The 18,472-nt window shown below is 41.1% G+C and carries 16 protein-coding genes and 1 pseudogene; all 17 read right to left on the bottom strand.

Going from position 1 to position 18,472, the window contains the following annotated elements:
* Window positions 1–25 precede the first annotated feature (25 nt).
* The 17 genes and pseudogenes from nadE to HT685_RS06070 all read right to left on the bottom strand — a co-directional run bounded on the left by nadE (window position 26) and on the right by HT685_RS06070 (window position 18,306).
* On the bottom strand, window positions 26–850 hold the full coding sequence (gene nadE / locus HT685_RS06150; protein ID WP_173225418.1) for an ammonia-dependent NAD(+) synthetase: 825 nt from the start codon (window positions 848–850) through the stop codon (window positions 26–28).
* Window positions 847–2,307: a nicotinate phosphoribosyltransferase gene (locus tag HT685_RS06145; RefSeq protein WP_173225421.1), complete on the bottom strand. Its 1,461-nt coding sequence runs from the start codon at window positions 2,305–2,307 to the stop codon at window positions 847–849. The genes nadE and HT685_RS06145 overlap by 4 nt, the downstream gene beginning before the upstream one ends.
* A gap of 115 nt (window positions 2,308–2,422) precedes the next feature.
* Window positions 2,423–2,911, bottom strand: a complete 489-nt coding sequence (locus HT685_RS06140; protein WP_173225424.1) for a DUF6773 family protein — start codon at window positions 2,909–2,911, stop codon at window positions 2,423–2,425.
* On the bottom strand, window positions 2,901–3,110 hold the full coding sequence (locus HT685_RS06135; protein WP_001107500.1) for a helix-turn-helix transcriptional regulator: 210 nt from the start codon (window positions 3,108–3,110) through the stop codon (window positions 2,901–2,903). Before HT685_RS06135 ends, HT685_RS06140 begins: the two co-directional genes overlap by 11 nt.
* A 379-nt stretch (window positions 3,111–3,489) precedes the next feature.
* Window positions 3,490–4,218, bottom strand: coding sequence for a hypothetical protein (locus tag HT685_RS06130; protein WP_173225429.1), 729 nt, complete (start codon window positions 4,216–4,218; stop codon window positions 3,490–3,492).
* A gap of 15 nt (window positions 4,219–4,233) precedes the next feature.
* Window positions 4,234–5,125, bottom strand: a pseudogene (locus HT685_RS06125) (ABC transporter ATP-binding protein).
* 353 nt (window positions 5,126–5,478) lie between these two features.
* Window positions 5,479–5,889, bottom strand: a complete 411-nt coding sequence (locus tag HT685_RS06120; protein WP_023938450.1) for a GNAT family N-acetyltransferase — start codon at window positions 5,887–5,889, stop codon at window positions 5,479–5,481.
* A 99-nt stretch (window positions 5,890–5,988) separates the two neighbouring features.
* Window positions 5,989–7,353 carry an amino acid permease gene (locus HT685_RS06115; protein WP_173225435.1) on the bottom strand — a complete coding sequence of 455 codons (1,365 nt, stop codon included), beginning with the start codon at window positions 7,351–7,353 and terminating at the stop codon, window positions 5,989–5,991.
* 232 nt (window positions 7,354–7,585) lie between these two features.
* Window positions 7,586–8,068, bottom strand: coding sequence for a transcription elongation factor GreA (greA, locus tag HT685_RS06110; protein ID WP_173225438.1), 483 nt, complete (start codon window positions 8,066–8,068; stop codon window positions 7,586–7,588).
* Between the two features lie 61 nt (window positions 8,069–8,129).
* Window positions 8,130–9,794: an endolytic transglycosylase MltG gene (gene mltG / locus HT685_RS06105; RefSeq protein WP_173225441.1), complete on the bottom strand. Its 1,665-nt coding sequence runs from the start codon at window positions 9,792–9,794 to the stop codon at window positions 8,130–8,132.
* Between the two features lie 80 nt (window positions 9,795–9,874).
* Window positions 9,875–10,369, bottom strand: a complete 495-nt coding sequence (locus HT685_RS06100; protein WP_173225444.1) for a GNAT family N-acetyltransferase — start codon at window positions 10,367–10,369, stop codon at window positions 9,875–9,877.
* Window positions 10,366–10,827 (bottom strand): GNAT family N-acetyltransferase, encoded by a 462-nt coding sequence (locus HT685_RS06095; RefSeq protein ID WP_173213535.1) that lies wholly within the window; start codon window positions 10,825–10,827, stop codon window positions 10,366–10,368. The genes HT685_RS06100 and HT685_RS06095 overlap by 4 nt, the downstream gene beginning before the upstream one ends.
* Before the next feature lie 9 nt (window positions 10,828–10,836).
* On the bottom strand, window positions 10,837–12,171 hold the full coding sequence (gene murC, locus HT685_RS06090) for a UDP-N-acetylmuramate--L-alanine ligase (protein WP_050390837.1): 1,335 nt from the start codon (window positions 12,169–12,171) through the stop codon (window positions 10,837–10,839).
* Window positions 12,172–12,181: 10 nt separating this feature from the next.
* Complete coding sequence (locus HT685_RS06085) at window positions 12,182–12,799, bottom strand: cystathionine gamma-synthase (RefSeq protein WP_173225446.1); 618 nt, start codon at window positions 12,797–12,799, stop codon at window positions 12,182–12,184.
* A gap of 47 nt (window positions 12,800–12,846) precedes the next feature.
* A complete protein-coding gene (locus tag HT685_RS06080) occupies window positions 12,847–15,945 on the bottom strand; it encodes a DEAD/DEAH box helicase (RefSeq protein WP_173225449.1) in 3,099 nt (1,032 codons plus the stop codon).
* Between the two features lie 92 nt (window positions 15,946–16,037).
* Window positions 16,038–17,204 (bottom strand): MalY/PatB family protein, encoded by a 1,167-nt coding sequence (locus HT685_RS06075; protein WP_173225451.1) that lies wholly within the window; start codon window positions 17,202–17,204, stop codon window positions 16,038–16,040.
* A 7-nt stretch (window positions 17,205–17,211) separates the two neighbouring features.
* Window positions 17,212–18,306: a cystathionine gamma-synthase gene (locus HT685_RS06070; RefSeq protein ID WP_173278981.1), complete on the bottom strand. Its 1,095-nt coding sequence runs from the start codon at window positions 18,304–18,306 to the stop codon at window positions 17,212–17,214.
* Window positions 18,307–18,472 lie beyond the last annotated feature (166 nt).

Below are 18,472 nucleotides of genomic sequence, written 5' to 3'. Positions count from 1 at the left end.
AGCTAAAAAGGTCCCCCGGACCTTTTTACTCCCAAAAGTTATCAAATACGGTGATGGGTAGGTGGCGTTTATGTTGGCCTTTGTGCCACCAGTTTTCGATTCTTGTTTGGGCTTCTGGGCTGATTGTTTTGCCTTCTAGGTAGTCATCAATCTCTTCATAAGTGACTCCGAGGGCTACTTCGTCAGCCAGACCTGGTTTGTCTTCTTCTAGGTCTGCTGTTGGGATTTTTTCATAAAGGGCTGGATCTGCACCAAGTTCCTGCAAGAGTTGTTTTCCTTGACTCTTATTGAGGCGGTAAAGAGGGAGAATATCTGCACCCCCGTCACCAAACTTGGTAAAGAAACCTGTGATATTTTCCGCAGCATGGTCTGTTCCAATGACCGCTCCGCCATGGCCACCAGCAAGGGCATACTGAGCAATCATACGGCAACGTGCCTTGATATTGCCCTTGTTAAAATCTGAAACAGGACTACCTGTCGCTTCAACTGTTGCCGTCATGGCGTCAACTGATTCCTTGATATTGACGACTAAACTGACATCAGGCTGGATAAAGGCAAGGGCTTTTTGAGCATCTGCTTCATCAGCTTGCACTCCATATGGCAGGCGGACAGCGATAAATTTGTAGCTGTCATCTCCCGTTTCTGCTCGCAGTTCTTCCATAGCTAGTTGGGCTAAACGTCCTGCTAAGGTTGAGTCTTGTCCCCCAGAAATCCCTAGTACAAAGGTTTTAAGGAAGGGATGTTTTTTCAGGTATCTTTTTAAGAAATCGATGGAACGACGAATTTCTTCCTGGGCATCAATCACCGGTTTGACACCCAATTCTTGGATAATCGTTTCTTGCAAACTCATTCTTCTTCTCCTTCACCAAGGGCTTCCTTGCGCATTTTGTCTATCAAGTCCATCTTGTCTTGCCATACATCACGCGCCAAATCTACTGGATAATGCTGTGGATTAAGCACGCGCTTGTACTCATCCCAAAGCTTGTCAAATTCCTTACGAGCATAAGCCTGAATCTCAGTCAAGCTAGGCAGATTGTAAATCAATTTTCCGTCCTTGAAAATATCCACCAAGAGAGGAACGGCGTCAAAATTACGAACGGTCTTCTTGATGTAGGTATAAGTCGGATGGAACATCTTGATTTCCGTCATGTCGCTCACATCCACACCATCATAAGTGATATAATCGCCTTCTGACTTGCCTTTTTCACGACTGGTAATCCGCCACACCTGCTTCTTACCTGGCGTAGACACTTTTTCCGCATTATTAGACAACTTAATGGTATTGCGCATCTGGCCATTTTCATCTTCAATGGCCACAATCTTATAAACTGCACCAAGAGCTGGCTGGTCATAGGCTGTAATCAGCTTGGTTCCAACACCCCAGACATCAATCTTGGCCTTTTGCATCTTGAGGTTGAGGATGGTATTTTCATCTAGGTCATTTGAAGCATAAATCTTAGCCTCTGTAAATCCAGCCTCGTCCAGTTGCTGACGAACTTTCTTGGAAATGTAGGCAATATCCCCAGAATCAATCCGTACACCCATAAAGTTAATCTGGTCACCCAGTTCACGCGCCACCTGAATGGCAGCTGGTACCCCAATGCGAAGGGTGTCATAGGTATCCACAAGAAAGACACAATTTTTGTGGGTCGCAGCATAAGCCTTAAAAGCCTCATAGTCATTGCCATAAACCTGTACCAAGGAATGGGCATGGGTCCCCAAGACAGGAATGTCAAAGAGTTTACCAGCACGCACGTTGCTAGTTCCATTGGCACCACCAATCACCGCTGCGCGTGTTCCCCAGATAGCCGCATCCATTTCTTGAGCCCGACGTGTCCCAAACTCCATTAAAGGTTCATCTTCAATTACTGAACGAATACGAGCTGCCTTAGTCGCCACCAAGGTCTGGTAGTTGACGATGTTCAAAAGAGCCGTTTCGACCAACTGACATTGAGCTAGAGGGCCTTCCACCTGCACAATCGGTTCATTAGCAAAGACCAAATCCCCTTCTTGGGCAGAACGAACGGTCAACTCCAACTTGAAATTGCGGAGGTAATCCAAGAACGCCCCATGATAACCTAGCGACTCCAAATAGGCTATATCACTATCTGAAAAACGCAGGTCTTCAAGATAACTCACAATTCTTTCCAAACCTGCAAAAACCGCATAGCCGTTCTTAAAAGGCTGTTGGCGGAAATAAACCTCAAAGACCGCCTTTTTATTGTGAATCCCTTGGTCAAAGTAAACCTGCATCATGTTGATCTGGTACAAGTCCGTGTGCAATGTCAAACTATCATCTGGATACATACTTTTCCTACTTCCTTAACTAGAAATACATGAAAATTTTCAAAAACTTTCATGCATTCCAATAAATTAGTACTATTATATCACATTTTAGCTGGATTGAGAAAAGAGTAACAAGCTATTCACCACTCTCCAGTTCATCCATGTCTTGTTCAAATTTTTTCTGAGCCCATTCGCCATAGCTCTTCAGACCAAGATTGCCAATAAAGACCCAGGGAAGGTAAATGACATAAGTAATTGCCCAAGCAGACAGGTATGTAACGTTCAAAGGATTGTGCTGATAAATTTCTATGTTGAATTGATAATTCTGTAACATCAAAAGAGTCGTAATAGCCAAGGTTAAGAAAAAACAACCCAAAATCGTAAAATGAAAACGACTATAGTAGGTCACTCCCAGATAACGGGCACGGTTGAAAAAGAAGAAAATTCCTACTATCAGAGTATAGACTAGAAAATTCGGATTAAAAAGAGAGGGAGCTAATACAGCCACCAAATAGCTTAGAAGCACAAGTCCAATGAAAAGGGTAAAGGATTCCGCTCCAGCTTTATTGATTAGTTGTTCTTCTCTTTCGTCAAGTAATTGATAATGAATGAATTTATTTACCATCTTCTTCCTCCCAAAATAGTTGGTCTAGGGTTTTCCCTAAACATCTGCAAATGGACTGGCAGAGCGAGAGACTGGGATTGTATTTCCCCGCCTCTATCAAACCAATAGTCTGGCGCGTCACCCCAACAGCCTCTGCCAGTTGACCTTGAGTTAAATCAAGCTCTACACGAGCTAATTTTAATTTTAAATTTTTAGCCACCTGCGTCCTCCTTATAGTTTTAATACTCATCTACTCTTAAAAAATCCAAAACCAACACAAGCTGTCAGCTATTTATTATAACCTCATTAATTAGCACTCCAATATTATCTTCAGCCTAAAATCAGTATGTTGGATTGTTTGAAATAAACTTCCTAGTTTGCTATTTGATTTTTTGTTTAGTATTAGCTTTAGTAGGGTCTTTTAAACGAGTTTTGATTGCTTATATTTCTTATTTAGTTGATTTCATATCACTATTATATAATGCTTTTGGAAATGAGTCTAGCATAAGACAAAAACGTGTACACAACAAGAGCAGGAGCATACCAAGATGACTGATTTTTTGCTGGATTTTAAGTCTGCAAAATAATACTAAATAAAACTAAAATGAATACTCCTTGCTTTTCTTGAGAGTGAAAAAATACAATAAAATGATTGTAGTTATTACCACAAGATACTGACTAATAGACATCGTATTTGAAGCCACAAATACAGGTAAAGAATAAAAAGGAAGAAGTTCAATTGCTTTGATAAACAAATCATTACTAGTATTCATCATAATCGTATTTAATATATTAGGGATAAAGAGTAGTAAAGCTACTAAAATACCAAATACCAAGCCACTTTTCAATTTGTATAAATAGAAAATGTAAGATAATAGAAAATAAAATAGGACTAACAAAATTGTATTGACTACAATAGCTACTATAAAATCTAATCCTAAAGCACCTGGAACACCCAATTTACTTACGATGACTAGTAACACAATACCATTCAAAGCATAAATAATGGAAACTGAGATGGCATATAGAAAATTAGACAAGACGTAAATCATCCGATTTTTCTGTTGATTATAAAATAAACTGATCGTATTGTAGGAAAAATCCCTGCTAATAATTCGGTTAGCATGTATAACAGCCATTAACATACCGAGCATAGCATAAAAGTTTGAAATATGCTTAATACCAAGCGATGTCCCTTGAGTCCTTAGAATAAAGAATGTAACCAATATCGGCGGTATAAACGAGATAATCAAACCGAGATATATTACGCCTGATGAATATAAATCCCTTATATTTTCCTTAAGAAAATTCAATTTATTTAATTTCATGATTATAACCTTCCTTTATTTTGAACGATTTAGATAAATATCTTTAAGCGTCTCTTTTTTAGTTTCAAAATCAACTACTTTAATAGAGTTTTCGTTAAAAAATTTAAAAAGCTCACTACTTTGAATATTCCCAGACATAGTAATTTTCAGTCCCTCTTCCTGAACAATATCCCCAAATTCTTGTTTGGTAAGGAAAATGTCTTTATCTGTAGCTGATGAAAAAGCTATCTCAAACAAGCAATTATGACTATCTTTTCCTACTTTTTGGAATGTCAAAAACCCGTTCTCCAAGAAAAGAACTCTCTCACAAATTTCTTCAATATCTTCTAATTTATGACTCGATATTAAAATTCCCACATTTTCATGTAAAGCTAAATTTTTTAGAACCGATAAAACTATTTGTGACGATTCAATATCTAAACCATTAGTCGGTTCATCTAAAATCAATATATCAGGTTCCGTAACGAGAGTTAGAAGCAAAGCTAATTTTTGTTTTGTACCCAAAGAATAGGTCTTTACTTTTTTATTAATAGACTGACTCAAATCTAACTCTTGAATCAAACTCCCAAATCTTTCTTGATTGTAGTTAACACCATATAAGTTTGCCAGATATTTTAAATTCTCTAAGCCTGTTTTAGATAAAAATAATTTTGGTTCTTCGATTAAATACCCAACATTATCACTACTTATAATATTCCCTGAAGTCGGTTGATTATTCTGAACAAGAATTTTCATCAATGTACTCTTGCCAACTCCGTTTCTTCCTACTAGACCAACAATTTCACCCTTATTAAGTGCAAAATTTATATCTTTGAGAATGATTGAATGACCATAATGCTTACTTACATTTATAACTTCCATTTTTTATTCCTCCATTAATACTCTTAGTTTCCTCTTTGATTCTCATTAATTTTAAAAAGTTGCGCCTCTTTTTAACAACATTATATCATATATCTAACTTAATGCAATATATAAATGTCATTTTGTAAAATTTTATTAACAAAAAACTCTATACCATAAAAAATAGAGAGTGTTAAGTTTAAATATAGGATTTCAAAATATCGACTGAATCGCTTCTTTTCTTAATCTGATAGGAGTTGATTCCCAATTTCTCAGCTGCGATTGTATTGTACTCAATATCGTCTAGAAAGACACAATTTGTAGGATTTAACTGGTATTTATCGATAGTTACTCATATACATCAGTCCACCTCCATACTCATGTGCGAGTCTCTCTTCATATTATACCTTCATACTCTCCTTACAAATCCTTTTGGTAATAAAATCTTTGCCCTGTGTAGGGATAGTCTTGCAAAGCAAAGACTTCCTTGTAGCCATGTTTCTGATAAAAGTCTGGCGCCTGGAACTGGTAAGTATTGACAAAGGCAAAACAACAGTTACGATTCTTAGCTTCACTTTCTGCCTGTTGCAATAGTTTTGAGCCAATTCCTTGCCCTCGCAATTCCTCTTTTACAAATAAATACTCGATTTCTAGCCAATTTCCAAAAGTCTCTGCTATCAAACCTGCCAGGAGATTGCCCTTTTCATCTTCAACATAAAGATTAAGTGGCTCACTTTCAGCTTCTTCTCTTTTTGAACGATTATAAGTACGAATCAAATTCCCAATTTCTTGTGCTTTCTGAGACTCCTTGTTTTCCAATCTAAAGTACATCTAAACCTCCTCAAACACTGTTACAGCTTGATTATAGCCTTATTTCAATAGACTGTCAAACTAGAAAAACCCATCAACCTAAGCTGATGAGTTTCAAATCTATTTTCTAAATTTCCACTGGCTGTAAATCCCAAAACCGATAATCCAGATAGCTGAGCCGATTGCTCCTACAAATGTAGACTCTTGTAAAAAGAGGGTTACAAAGACAAAGGCAAAGAAGAGCATGGTTAAAGGATTTAGGAAACGATAATGGGGCATGAGATAGCCATCCGCCATAAAGTCTGGTGACTTGCGGTATTTAAGGTGAGCCACCATGATCAAGATATAAATGGCAATATAGACACCTGATGATGATGCCGTAATCAAGGCAAAGGCATCCGAAACTCCTGGCAGGACGTTGATAAAGGCTGCTAGGGCAATCAAAATCGCTGAGGCGATGATGGCATTTTGTGGCACATTGTGGCGAGAAAGAGTATCTGCCTTGATAGCCTTTAGGAAGCGATTTGGCGAATCATGAGCAATCTGATACAAATGGCGCCCTGTTGAATAAAGCGTTGAGTTAAGAGCAGATGCTGCTGAGGTCAAAACAACGAAGTTAATCAAGGCTGCTGCCCACTTGACACCGGCCAATTCAAATACTGTTACAAAAGGAGAATCAGCTGAGGCAAGTTCACGCCATGGAATGATAGCCATGATGGCTAAGAGGGCACCACCGTAGAAAAAGGCGATACGCAAAGGAATTTCCTTAACGGCTTTTGGCAAGACCTGACGTGGATTTTTGGTTTCAGAAGTTGTGACCCCGATAAACTCAATCATAAGATATGCAAAGAACACCATCTGGAAGGCCATGACAAAGTTCACTCCACCATTTGGGAAGAGGGAGAAATTGTCAGCAATATTGGCCAAACTTGCTACTCCATGAGGTGTCTTAAAGCCTGTCAAGACCATAAAGACTCCTGTTGCAATCATAGCTAAAATAGCCACAATCTTGACCATCGCAAACCAAAACTCAACTTCCCCAAAGAGCTTCACCGCAATCAGATTGACCAAGGCTAGAATGGTCAAAAATCCAATCTCAATCATCCAACTCGGCCAAGTTGGGAACCAAAATTGCACATAATGTGCGATAGCAGTGATTTCCGCCATACCGATAAAGACAACGGATAGCCAGTAAGACCATACTGAGAAATAGCCCCAGCCCTTACCCAAATGACGCGTGATAAAGTTGATAAAGGTATGTTGCTCAGGGTCTTGGTAGAGCATTTCCCCAACAGCACGCATCATGAGGAACATGAAGGCCCCCGTAATCATATAAATCAGTACAATGGAAGGACCTGTTAGGCTAATAGAGCGACCTGCTCCCAAAAAGAGTCCTGTTCCGATTGTTCCAGCGATGGCCATAACCTGCACATGACGATTGGTCAGACCACGCTCCATCTTGTTTTTCTTCTTCTTTGAACTCATATAGTCTCCAATTTCAATTCAATTTATACTCAATGAAAATCAAAGAGCAAACTAGAAAGCTAGCCGTAGGTTGCTAAAAACACTGTTTTGAGGTTGTAGATGAAACTGACGAAGTCAGTAACCATACATACGGCAAGGCGACGCTGACGTGGTTTGAAGAGATTTTCGAAGAGTAGCAAAATGGAAAAAGGAGTGAGTGAAGCGCACAGCCTCCCCACTCCTTTCTTCTGTTTTAGGCTGTTTTTTCAACCTTCAAAATTTTTACATCATAGCTACCAACAGGCGTTTCAATGGTTGCTGTGTCACCTGTTTTCTTGCCAATCAAGGCTTGTCCAATTGGGCTTTCATTTGAAACCTTACCTGCAAAGGCATCCGCACCAGCTGAACCTACGATAATATAAACTTCTCCTTCGTCCTCACCAATTTCTTGGATGGTGACTGTTTTACCAATCGCTACTTCGTCCTGGGCAACTGCGTCGCTATTGACGATTTCAGCATAGCGGATTTTTGTTTCCAAGCTAGAGATTTGTCCTTCGACAAAGGCTTGTTCATCCTTAGCTGCTTCGTACTCACTGTTTTCTGAAAGGTCACCGTATGAACGGGCAATCTTAATGCGTTCTACCACTTCTGGACGGCGAACCAATTTCAATTCTTCTAATTCTTTTTCAAGTTTTTCCTTTTCCTCAAGGGTCATAGGATATGTTTTTTCTGCCATTTTTCTCAACTTTCTTCTGATGATATTTTCGAAAGAAAATTATGTGAAGTATCACATAATTTTAGTTTGTTTGGTTTAATTTGCTGTTGACATGTTCAGCGACATTGCGGTCGTGGTCTTCTTGATTGTTAGCATAGTAGACCTTTCCTTCTGTGACATCTGCTACAAAGTAGAGGTTATCGCTCTTAGTTTGATTGATGCTTGACTCAATCGCATCCAGACTCGGACTATCGACTGGACCAGGCATGAGACCTACATTTTTATAAACATTATAAGGTGAATCAATGTTGGTATCAATCGCAACATCCTCAGCTAGGCTGATATTTTGCCCCAGTTTTCCTTGGGCATACAAGATTGCAATATTACTTTGAAGTGGCATATCACGATTCAAACGATTGTAGAATACACCTGCAATGAGCTTACGATCTTCTGTCTTGGCACCTTCTTTTTCGACCAAGGAAGCAATGGTCAACAACTCATTGACAGTCAAGTTTTTAGATTTGATCGTACTATAGTAAGGAGATAGGTTCTTATCCATAGCAGCTAACATCTCATCAATCAAGCTCTCAATAGTTGTGCTTTCCTTGATAGAGTATGTAGCTGGGAAAAGGTATCCTTCCAAACGATAACGCGCACCGCTGTCTTTTGTAGGCAAGCTTTCAAGTAGACTCAGATATTTGGCAACTTCTTGACTGATAAACGTCTCATCTTGAACTTTTGCCAAGAAAGCCTCCGCTGTCAAAGGCTCTTTGAAGTCACCTTGCAATTGACCCACAGCTTGAGCAATTTGATCAATCGTATAACCTTCTGGAATTGTCAAAGTCGCAAGGACAGGTTCCTGTGGTTCAGCTGTTCCACCTTTTTGCAACTCTTTGAGTAAGTCTTCTGTACTCATACTCTTTTGCAAATTGTAGTAACCTGCTTTCAAATCGGTATAATTTTTATACTTGGCATAAAAGCTAAAAATCAGACCATGCTTTACCAAACCAGCTTTTTCAAGCGTCGTACCGATTTCTTGAACGTTTGAACCTTCTGGAATTCCAACCGTCACATATTGTTTCGATGAAGCATCCACAGGCTGTAAAGATGACTGAACATACTGGTAACCAAAGTAACCACCTGCTGAGAGCAAGGCAAGGAATACAAGGAATGAAATCACAAAGGCTTTCACATGTGACTTCTTCTCTTTCTTAGGCTTAACAGGTTTTGCTCCTTCTCTACGGCTACGACGTGGTGTATCGCTGATGATATCCACTGTTTCTGTAGCAGGCATAGGTGTTTCTGGACCTGCTTGTTCTGCTTTTTTCTCTGCCGTCTTATAGGAAACAGCTACCCTTGTTGGGGTTTCATTGTATTCTCTTTCAAGTTTCTTAGGTCTAACAGGACCTGGTCCTGGTCTTGAACCACTTTCTTCCGCTGGAGAAGAAGGTGCATCTTGACTTGGATGACTTGGAACACCAGGAGTTTCTCTTTGAATCTCATCTGCTGGAGAAGCTGGTACATCTTGACTTGGGTGAGTCGGCACGGTAGGAGCTTTTCTCATAATCTCCTCTACCGTTGACAAGGAATCAGCCATGAGTTCTTCAGCTGAAGGTTCATTTGCAGGAGTGCGAACTACTGCCTCATCTTCTTTCAGAACTTCATCATAGCCTTTTACTTTTTCTAAATCTCTCAGAATCTGCTCTTTAAAGCTTAATTTCTCTTCTTCTCTTGACTTTTCACTCAAAAGTTTTTCCTCCTTGTTGACAATCCATAATATTATATCTTAAAAGTCCAAGAAAAGCAACCTATGATACTTTTCCTGGCTTATTTTTTCGTTTCCCAGACCATATCATACCAGGTTTCCCCTGCAAAGGTTGACTGGGACAGACCTTCATTGACAAATCCATGCTTTTCATAGTAGGCGATGAGATAGTCATGACAGGTTAGGTTAATGCCTTCTCTCTCATCTTCAAGAGCCAGGTCTTTCAAGGCTGTTAGCAATTGCTGACCCAGTCCTATCCCCTGGGCCTCTTTGGCAATAGAAAGACAGGTCACAGAGATATAACCACCAGGCTCATGACTATAATCTTCTATCTCTTCTGTAAAAGACTGGTCTTGCAGATAGCGGTGAGGGACAACTGGCCCTTCGATATAACCCATGATTCTACCTTCTTTTTCCGCAACCAGAAACGAGGTCTGAATTTCTCGCAAATGTGCTTCAAAAACAGAGCGAGGAATGGCTTCTTCAATCGAGAAATTTTCTAGTTCAATATCAACAATCCGATCCAAATCTTCTAATCTTGCTTGTCTGATTTTCATTGTGCCTCCAGATAAAAGGGATTAAACCAAATCATACTAAAACCCTGGCTAGTTGCATAAAGGGAAGTTTCTTCATCAATAAAACCGTTCATTTCAAAGTATGAAAGCAACTCATCAGGACTCTTCAAACGAATCCCTTTGTAATCCAGCTCAACTGCTACCTCTTTCAAGGCTGCAAGAAGAAGTGTTCCCAAGCCCTGTCTCCGATGGTCAGCCTCGATAATTAAAGAATGTATTTTTAGACATTGCGGATTGTCTGACTGGGGACTTGATAAAATATAGCCTAAAAGTTGATTTTCATCCCTAGCTAGAAGAAAGGTATCCGCACACTTACGGATACTTTCTTCTAAGATATGGGAAGGTTGCTGCTTTTCAGCTGGAAAAGATGTGGCCTGAAGTGCCACTACCTCAGCTAAATCAGACTGACTTGCTTGAATGATCTTAATTGGAATTTCCATAAGAATATCCTACTGAACATTGCTTGTCAAGTTAGACAAGAGACGCTCGAACGAATACTCATAGGTTTGGATATCTCCTGCTCCCATAAAGACATAGACAGCATTATCGTGGTCTAGGAGGGGAGAAACATTTTCAACAGTGATCACTTGGTGTTTTTTGTTGATTTTTTTGGCTAGGTCTTCTACCTTGACATCTCCATGGTCTACTTCACGAGCAGATCCATAGATTTGCGCTAGGTAAACAGCATCCGCTTGGTTCAAAGCGTGAGCAAATTCGTCCAACAAGGCAATGGTTCTTGTAAAGGTATGCGGTTGGAAGACTGCTACAATTTCCTTGCTTGGGTATTTCTGACGAGCCGCATCCAAGGTCGCAATAATTTCTGTTGGATGGTGGGCAAAGTCATCGATAATCACTGTGTCATTGACAATTTTCTCAGTGAAACGACGCTTAACACCGGCAAATGTTTTCAAGTGCTCACGCACCAAGTTCAAATCAAATCCTGCTGTGTAAAGAAGACCAATAACGGCTGTCGCATTCATGATATTGTGACGACCAAAGGTTGGGATGTGGAATTGCCCCAAGTCTTGTCCACGGAAATGAACGGTGAAGGTTGAACCAGTTGTTGAACGAAGAAGCTCACTAGCTACAAAATCATTACCCTCAGCTTCAAAACCATAATAATAAATCGGAGCATTAGCCGTAATCTTACGCAATTCTGCATCTTCACCATAGACAAAAAGACCCTTGGTAATTTGTTTGGCATAGTCGTTAAAGGCATTGAAAACATCCTCGAGACTTGTGAAATAATCTGGATGGTCAAAGTCAATGTTGGTGATAATAGAGTATTCTGGATGATAAGGCATAAAGTGACGCTCATATTCGTCAGATTCAAAGACAAAATATTTGGCATTGGCCGAACCACGACCTGTCCCATCCCCAATCAAGAAGCTAGTGTCTGTGATGTGAGACAAGACATGAGATAACATACCTGTCGTTGAAGTTTTTCCATGCGCTCCAGCTACTCCCATGCTAACAAAGTCACGCATAAAGCTACCTAGAAATTCATGGTAACGTTTGTAGCTGATACCATTTTGGTCTGCATAGGCAATTTCGACATTGTTATCTGGACGAAAGGCATTTCCAGCGATAATTTCCATATCACCGTCTAGGTTCTTTTCATCAAAAGGAAGAATGGTAATTCCTGCCTGCTCAAGACCACGTTGAGTAAAGTAGTACTTTTCAACATCTGATCCCTGTACCTTATGCCCCATTTGGTGCAACATCAAGGCCAAGGCACTCATCCCTGATCCCTTAATTCCGATAAAATGATATGTCTTTGGCATGTTTTCTCCCCTATTCTGTAATTCTGGTCAGATTCAATTCTTGGGCAACCCGACGTTCTTGTTCTGTTTGTTTACTTTTTTTATTGTAGATTTGGCTCTTCTTTAGAAAATCATAGTTGTTTTTCTTTGGAGCAGGTGCTGACACTTCTTCATTCTTGGTAGGGATAGAATGAACTTCTTCCGCCAAGATGTACTGAGACTGGGTCAATTTTTGGCTATATTTGACAAATTCACCAGGATTTTCCTTTTGGAAAGGCGCTGTCGGTTGATTGCCCTGTCTAAGAAGGACTGATTTAGAATGACGTCTCGTACGGCTGAAATCCTGAGTTAGATAGTTAGCTGAGCGTTTCTTTTTCAAGTCTGCACGCGCTTCTTCACGTGCCACCTCTGCATAGCTCTTTCCTTCTTTTTTAACCCCTAAAGGAGCCTTTTTAGGTTTCTCGACTTGCTTTTCAATCGGTTTGACTGGCGCCTCTTCAGTAATAGGAGCCCATTCTAAATAATTTTTATCCCGATACTCACCCTTGATATTACTGATCAGATCAGACTCATCATACAAGTTCATGACTGGCATTTCAGTCAACATGACCTCGTCATCTGACACCAATGGAAATCGTTCTTGTTTCATTTTCTATTTCCTTTCAACACTTCATTATAGCGTATTGTCTTGATTTTTCAAGTGCTGGCTTCAGAAATTCCCAAAATTTCTCTAATTTCTGCTAGGGTCAGACTGCCACGTGACTCTGTGCCATCCAATACTTGTGACACCAGATGTTTCTTTTGTTCTTGGAGTTCCTGGATTTTTTCTTCAATGGTTCCCTTGGTTACCAAGCGATAGACCTCAACCGTTTCTTCCTGTCCCATCCGATGGGCACGGCCAATGGCTTGCGCTTCCACCGCAGGATTCCACCAAAGGTCGACCAAGATAACCGTATCAGCACCTGTCAGGTTCAGACCGACACCACCAGCCTTGAGGGAAATCAGAAAGGCATCTCTTTCCCCTTGGTTAAAGGCCTTGGTCATATCTTGTCTTTCCTTGGCTGGGGTTGAACCCGTAATTTTAAAGGAAGTCATGCCCAAGTCTGGCAGTTCTTGTTCAATTTTCTCCAACATTCCCTTGAACTGCGAGAAAAGCAAGACACGGTGTCCGCCGTCTGCCACCTGTAGCAGCAGGTCTCGGAGACTATCCAGTTTGCCGCTGGCTCCCTGATAATCTTCCATAAAGAGGGCAGGGGTATCACAGATTTGGCGCAAGCGCATCAGACCAGACAAGATTTCCACACGACTTCGCTGAAATTCCTGATCTGATACTTGAGCCAGACGGTCCCGCATCTGTTGCAACTGGGCTAGGTAGATAGCCTTTTGCTGGTCTTCCAGTTCATTTTTATAAACCACTTCGATTAAGTCTGGTAATTCAGTCAGCACTTCTTCTTTCTTGCGCCTCATAACGAAAGGCTTGATAAACTGAGCCACTCGCTCGGCTGGCAATTTCATAAATTCTTTCTTGCTTGGCAAAAGTCCTGGCATGACGATTTGGAAAATAGACCACAGCTCACCCAGATGGTTTTCAATCGGAGTTCCGGACAAGGCAAAGACTGACGGCACCACAAATTGTCTCAAGGTCTGGGCAATCTTGGTCTGGGCGTTCTTCATGACCTGAGCCTCATCTAAGCAAAGGAAGTCAAAGGCCATCCCCTGATAAAGCTCACTGTCCTGACGGAAGGTAGCATAGCTTGTCACAAAGATTTGATGGCTCTCAGCAAGAATCTCTTCACGACTAGCTTTCAAACCATGAACAACAGCCACATCTAACTGTGGGGCAAATTTTTGAAACTCATCTGCCCAGTTGTAAATCAAACCTGACGGAGCTAAAATCAAGACCCGACTTTCTTTTGTCACTTGACTGGTCAAAAAAGCAATGGTCTGAAGGGTTTTCCCCAAACCCATATCATCAGCCAAAATCCCACCAAAACCATAATGATGGAGCATTTGCAGCCAGCCGATTCCCTTTTCCTGATAATCTCGCAAATCAGCCTGAACCTGAGTTGCTTGTCGAGGAAAGTCCTCTGGATGCGTCAAATCCTGGGCCAGATTCTGGAATTCTTGTGAAAAAGAAACACGGTCTCGCCCTTCAAAGAGATGGGCTAAACTGTAGGCCAATGATTTCCGAGCCTGCAAGGAGCCATCTTTTAATTCGAATTGTCCTAGCTCCTGTAAATTTTGGCGAATTTTCTTGGTTTCTTCATCAAAAAAGTAGACTTGATTAGACGAATCAATGTAAAAATCCTTGTTGGCAACCAAGGCCTGCATGGCTTGGTCAATTTCCTCTTGGGCAATATCTTGAAAATCAAACTGGATTTCCAAGAGACCTCCCTTGGAAGCAATCTGCACTTGAGGACTCGCTAAGCTATAAAGCTCTTCTAGCTTGTCTGATAGGTCAACATGACCGAGTTTTTCAAAGACTGGAATGATTTCGTGAAAGAAATGATAGACAGACTCGGCTTTTAAGGCCTGACGCCAAGATTGAAAATCTGCTTCAAAACCTGCTGCCAAACAGACTTGGAAAACTCTTTCTTCTAAGTCAGCATCACTCGAAAATGGTAATTCTTCTAACTCTTGTCGGCTAGATACCTGCCTATCCCCATAATCAAACTGAATTTCTAAACGAATCCGATTATCTTCTTCCCTGTCAAAGTAAAAAGAGGTCGCAAAGGATTTGATTTGTAGACGTTCTGGAGCTGAAACGCTGCCCATCTGGCCAAAGAGCGCTAGACAAGAAGCCAACTTATCTCGGTCACTGCTATCAAATTGCAGGTATTTCTTGCCATGCTGATCCAAAGGCAACGCTTTGATTTCCTTGAGAAGACGCATCTGCTGGTCTGTCAGAAAATAAACCTGTCCTTTATGGAAAAGCACAACTCCCTGATAAAAGACATTGACCCTAGGACTCTCACTGATTTCCATTTCAAAATAATCCGAGTATTCTGTTACTGTAAAGGCAAATAGATTGGCATCAGCATGCATATCCTGAAAAAGCAGAGTCTGATAGCTATCCACTTGATGGTCAAATTGAAAATGCGGCAAGGTCATCAGTAAATTCACACCCTGCTCAAAAAAGGTCAGAGGGAAAAAGAGGTGCCGACCTTGGTTTTGGAAAAAGAGGTCTGGAGCCTGTCCTTCCTCCATCAGTCCTCGCAAGAAAGTCAGAAGTTCTTGGCTAGCCTCATCAAAGGCTTCCCAAGAAAGAGACTCCTCATAAATCTTGCCAATCATATAAGACTTTCTCTGCTCGACAATCCTTAAAAAGAGTGGAATATCCCGAATGACATAGTATTTTTGGCTATTGATTTGGCCGATTCTCAGAGTCCACAAGATATGATTGGTCCCTGCTTCCACCTGCCCCACAGCCGATAATTCATAGGCACGTTCTGATTTTGGAGACAAGATTCGGTCCAAAAATTTGCCACCCAAGGTCACCTTGGTTTCAACGGCCTCTTTTTCTTCGTGACCTTCTTCCATACTCTGCAAGATTTCCTGACCACGCTCATCATTTTTTAGAAAATGCTCCAGCGCTGCCAAATGCACACAGTAGCTCCTCTTTTGGAAAAAATCACAGGCACAAAAAACCAAATCATCCTCTAAACTATAGCGCAGTTCTTCTTCTGCAACGCGAGCGTAGAGCCGATTGTTCTTTTCCTTGATGATGTCAACCTTACCAGTTTCATAAAGGGCAACGCCTTCGATACGGACTTTCCCCGGAATCAATTTAGCCATATTTTTACCTTTACCTTATCTTTTTATTATACCATATTTTCCCCTATGAAAATAGCCTTCTAGGATGACTTTTCTCCTAGAAGGCTGGATTTTTAACGTTTGGCAAAAGTCGTCACAATCCGCTGACAAACTTCTTGCAGCAGGGATTTAGGCATGGCTACATTGAGGCGGGCATGGAGACTTCCTTCCTCTCCATAATCCGAACCAGGGTTGAGGATAACCTTAGCTTCATTTCTCAACAGCTCTTGCAATGTTTCATCAGTCAGGTCATAGGCTGAAAAATCAAGCCAAATCAAGTAGGTTCCTTGCGGTTTCATGACCCTAATTTTAGTCTCTTTTCCAAATAAATCTACCACATAATTGATGTGGTCTTCAAAGACTTGCTTGAGTTCCTCTAACCAATCCTTCCCATAGCGATAGGCAGCTTCTGTCGCCAAATAACCCAAGCCTGAAATTTCATGCTGATTATTGGTCAACTGGCGTTTCTGGAAAGCCAGTCTCAACTTAGGATTTTCAATAACTGCATATGAATTTTTTGTCCCAGCAATATTAAAGGTTTTAGTGGCACTGGTCAAGACGATCGCAAATTCTTTAAAGTCAGGATTGATGGTATTGAAGGAATGATGCTTGTGACCAAAGAGGGCCAAATCTTGGTGAATCTCATCTGAAACCAAGAAAACACCGTGTTTTTGGCAGAGTTGGCCAATCTTCTCCAAGACTTCTTTTTCCCACACACGTCCACCAGGATTGTGAGGGTTGCAAAGAATATAGAGTTTGACCTCCTCTTCCACCAAATCCTTTTCAAGTCGGTCAAAGTCAATCTCAAACAGACCATCCTTTTCCACCAAAGAATTGGTAATCAATCTACGGTTGTTCAACTTGACACTGCGAGCAAAGGGTGGATAGACAGGTGTGTTAATCAAAACCGCCTCGCCTTCTTTTGTAAAGGCTTGAATAGCTGTTGAGATGGCTGGTACCACACCCTCGATAAAGACAAGAGCCTCTTTGTCAAAGTGGTAGCCGTGTTGTGTGGCTTCCCACTTTTGAACTTCCTTAATTAACTCTTCACTGGCATAGGTATAGCCATAAACCAGTTGATCAGCGTAAGTTTGCACAGCTTGGCGAATTTCAGGCAAGACTACAAAGTCCATATCCGCTATCCAAGCTGGTAGGACTTCACTATCCGTTTCTGCTTCTTTCCATTTATAGGTATGGTGCCCTAAACGATTGGGCAGGCTTGTAAAATCATATTTTCCCATCTTTGTCTTATCCTTCCAAGGCTTGACGCAAATCTGCAATCAAATCTCTAGCATCCTCAATCCCAATTGACAAGCGCAAGAGGTCATCTGTCAAACCATAAGAATGGCGCACTTCTGCTGGAATATCAGCGTGAGTTTGGGTCGTTGGATAGGTAATGAGACTTTCCACTCCACCCAAACTTTCCGCAAAAGAGAAGACCTTGAGACTGTTCAAAATATGAGGAATGCGTGTTTCATCGGTTACTTTAAAGGAAATCATGCCCCCACGACCAGTGTAGAGAACTTCCTTAACTGCTGGGGAATCCTTCAAAGAGGCAACCACTTCTTGGGCGTTAGCTGTTGAGCGCTCCATACGAAGAGACAAGGTCTTGAGACCACGAATCAATTGATAACTGTCAAATGGAGACAAGACTGCCCCTGTCGTATTAAGATTGTAAAAGAGCTTCTCGTATAGTTCTAAACTATTAGTCACAACCACTCCAGCCAAGACATCATTGTGCCCTGCTAGATACTTAGTTGCTGAATGAAGAACGATATCTGCTCCATCTTCAATCGGACGTTGGTAGATAGGGCTATAGAAGGTATTATCCACCACCACTTTGGCCCCCTTAGCATGAGCCAATTTTGCCAATTTTTCGATGTCAAATTCCAACATCAAGGGATTGGTTGGAGTTTCGATATAGAGAACATCCACATCCTTTTCTAACTCGGCAATCAACTCTTCTTCTGTGTTGGCATAGGTAAAATGGAAACGGCCTTCCTGCTCCACTTGATTGAACCAGCGGAAAGAACCTCCATAAAGGTCACGGACAGCCAAGACCTTACTTCCTACTGGAAAGACGCTAAAGGCTAATACAATTGCTGACATCCCTGAGCTAGTCGCTAGGGCATAATCTGCTGACTCAATAGCTGCCAAGACCTCCTCAGCCTTACTACGAGTTGGGTTTTTAGTACGCGTATAGTCAAATCCAGTAGATTGACCAAACTCTGGATGCTGATAGGTCGTTGAAAAATGAAGCGGTGTCACCAATGCACCTGTCGCTTCATCTGACTTAATACCCGCCTGGGCCAAAATTGTGTTAATGTGTAATTCCTTGCTCATACAATTCCTCCAAATCTATAGTAACTATTGTACCACTTATTTTCATCAACTCATTTTCTTCTTTTCAAGAGCTAGTTATAGTTTCAAACTATAGACTTATACTCTTCGAAAATCTCTTCAAACCACGTCAGCGTTGCCTTACCGTAAGTATATGTTACTGACTTCG

Source organism: Streptococcus sp. 5004, from assembly GCF_013276755.1.
In the GTDB taxonomy this organism is placed as follows: Bacteria; Bacillota; Bacilli; order Lactobacillales; family Streptococcaceae; genus Streptococcus.
Note: the sequence above shows the minus strand (reverse complement) of the source record. Positions and strands in the feature narration are given on the sequence as shown.